General features: G+C 63.4%; 3 protein-coding genes and 1 pseudogene. All 4 read left to right on the forward strand.

What is annotated here, in order from left to right; all coding sequences use genetic code 11:
* Positions 1–103 (forward strand): annotated as a pseudogene (locus EOA60_RS39310) (histidine/lysine/arginine/ornithine ABC transporter ATP-binding protein); the annotation flags it as partial.
* A gap of 55 nt (positions 104–158) precedes the next feature.
* Entirely contained in the window at positions 159–953 is a 795-nt protein-coding gene (locus tag EOA60_RS28925) for a transporter substrate-binding domain-containing protein (protein ID WP_128312317.1), read from the forward strand.
* Between the two features lie 200 nt (positions 954–1,153).
* Positions 1,154–1,819, forward strand: a complete 666-nt coding sequence (locus EOA60_RS28930; RefSeq protein ID WP_127247917.1) for an ABC transporter permease subunit — start codon at positions 1,154–1,156, stop codon at positions 1,817–1,819.
* Positions 1,819–2,413: ABC transporter permease subunit (locus tag EOA60_RS28935; protein WP_128312319.1), on the forward strand; the 595-nt coding region annotated here is incomplete at its 3' end. The genes EOA60_RS28930 and EOA60_RS28935, both read left to right, overlap by 1 nt.

Below are 2,413 nucleotides of genomic sequence, written 5' to 3' on the forward strand. Positions count from 1 at the left end.
GTACCTCTACAACGGGCTGGTCGAGGAAGAAGGCCCGCCGGAACAGCTGTTCGGCGCGCCGAAATCCGAAAGGCTCAAGCAATTCCTCCGCAATGTCGGCTAGGGCCGGCGTCAAGCGGAGCGAAAACCGGGAACGACAACAAACTGGGAGTCCTGAAATGAAGACTGTTCTCAAGACCTTCGCCGCGGCGCTGCTGTTCGGCGTCGCCGCGATGGGCGTGGCCAAGGCCGATCAGGTCAAGATCGGCGTCGCCGCCGAGCCCTATCCGCCGTTCACCTCGCCGGACGCGACGGGCAAGTGGGTCGGCTGGGAGATCGATTTCATCGACGCCGTCTGCGCCGAGGAGAAGCTCGACTGCGTCATCACGCCCGCTGCCTGGGACGGCATCATTCCGGCGCTCACCACCAAGAAGATCGACCTCATCGTCTCCTCGATGTCGATCACCGACGAGCGCAAGAAGACGATCGACTTCTCGGATAAGTATTACAACACGCCGACAGCAATCATCGGACCGAAGGATCAGAAGTTCGGCGCCACGCCGGACGATCTTAAAGGCAAGGTGATCGGCGTTCAGGTGTCGACCGTACATGCCGTCTACGCCAAGAAGCACTTCACCGGCGCGCAAGAGATCAAGGAATATCAGACCCAGGACGAGGCCAACAACGATCTCGCCGCCGGCCGTCTCGATGCGGTGCAGGCCGACTCCATCGCGCTCGGCGAATTCCTCAAGACGGACCAGGGCAAGGCCTGCTGCGATCTGAAGGGCATGGTCGCGCCGGACGACGAGGTGCTGGGACCGGGCGTGGGCGCCGGCGTGCGCAAGGAAGACACCGCGCTCAAGGAAAAGATCAACGCTGGCATCAAGGCGATCCGCGCCAATGGTAAGTACGATGAAATCTCCAAGAAATACTTCGACTTCGACATCTATGGCGGCGCCACGCAGTCGAACTGACGCCTCCATTTGATATTGGGGCATGGCCAGCGCCATGCCCCTTGGCCCAAACCCTGTCCACGCAAGCCCGCCGCTGAACGCTGCGGTCGGCGGCTGCCAGCAATTCGGGGGCGAAGCTGATCAATGCCTTTCTTCCGGCCTCGGCGGCCGGCATCATCGAACTCCTGTCGCCCGTGCCGCCCGGCTGGGGCGGCACCCTGCTGGTCGGATTGCTGCATTCGATCGAGATCGCCATCGGCGCCACCTGCCTTGGCCTTTTGATCGGCACCGGCGGCGCCTGGGGCAAGCTTTACGGCGGACCGGTGACGCGCGATCTGCTCGCCGTCTACACCACGGTGGTGCGCGCCGTGCCGGAACTGGTGCTGATCCTGCTGCTCTATTACGCCGGCACCGATCTCATCAATCAGCTGCTGACCGCTATGGGTTACCAGCGCGTCGACATCAGCGGGCTGGCCGCCGGCATCTTTGTCCTTGGGGTCGTGCAGGGCGCCTATTCGACGGAAGTCATCCGCGGCGCCATCCTGTCCATCCCACAAGGCCAGATCGAGGCCGCCCGCGCCTATGGCATGCCGCCCGGCCTTATGTTGAGGCGCATAACATTGCCGGCAATGCTGCCTTTCGCCATTCCCGGCCTTGCCAATCTCTGGCTGATCGCCACCAAGGACACCGCGTTGCTTGCCGTCGTTGGCTTCTTCGAACTGACGCTGGCGACGCGTCAGGCGGCCGGCGTCACCAAGGCCTATCTGGTCTTCTATCTTGCTGCCGGCGCGCTTTATCTGGCGCTGACGCTGTTTTCCAACGTGATCATCGGCCGCGTCGAGGCCTGGTCGCGGCGCGGCATGCCTTCCGTCAAGGAGGCGCGCTGATGTCGGCCGAAGCGACCGCGATCAACATGGCGGCGCGTGCCTCGCTCTGGCTGAAGCCGCACCGCATCGTGCTGATCCTAATCGCGCTGGGATTGGTCCTCTGCGCGGCCTTCTTCATGCGCTGGGACTGGCTGCCGCAATATTGGCAGATGGGGCTGCTCGGCATCTGGCGGTCGCTGTGTATCCTCGTCGTGACCTGCGCGCTGGGCTTTATACTGGCCGTACCGCTTGGGCTGGCGCAGGCCGGTGGGCCGTTCTGGCTCGCCGCACCGGCCAAGATCTTCTGCACCATCATCCGCGGTACGCCGCTGCTGCTGCAACTGTGGCTGCTCTACTACGGGCTGGGATCGCTTTTTCCGCAATATCCATGGATCCGCGAGTCCTGGATGTGGCCCTATCTCAGGCAAGCCTGGCCCTACGGCGTATTGGCGTTGACCTTGTCATTTGCAGGCTATGAAGGCGAGGTGATGCGCGGCGCCTTCGCCGGCGTGCCGAAAGGGCAGCTGGAAGCCGCGCGCGCCTTCGGCATGAGCCGCTTCAAGATCTTCCGCCGCATCTGGCTGCCGCAGGCCTTCTTCCGTGCGCTGCCGACAC

It is taken from the genome of Mesorhizobium sp. M1A.F.Ca.IN.020.06.1.1 (assembly GCF_004023265.1).
In the GTDB taxonomy this organism is placed as follows: Bacteria; Pseudomonadota; Alphaproteobacteria; order Rhizobiales; family Rhizobiaceae; genus Mesorhizobium.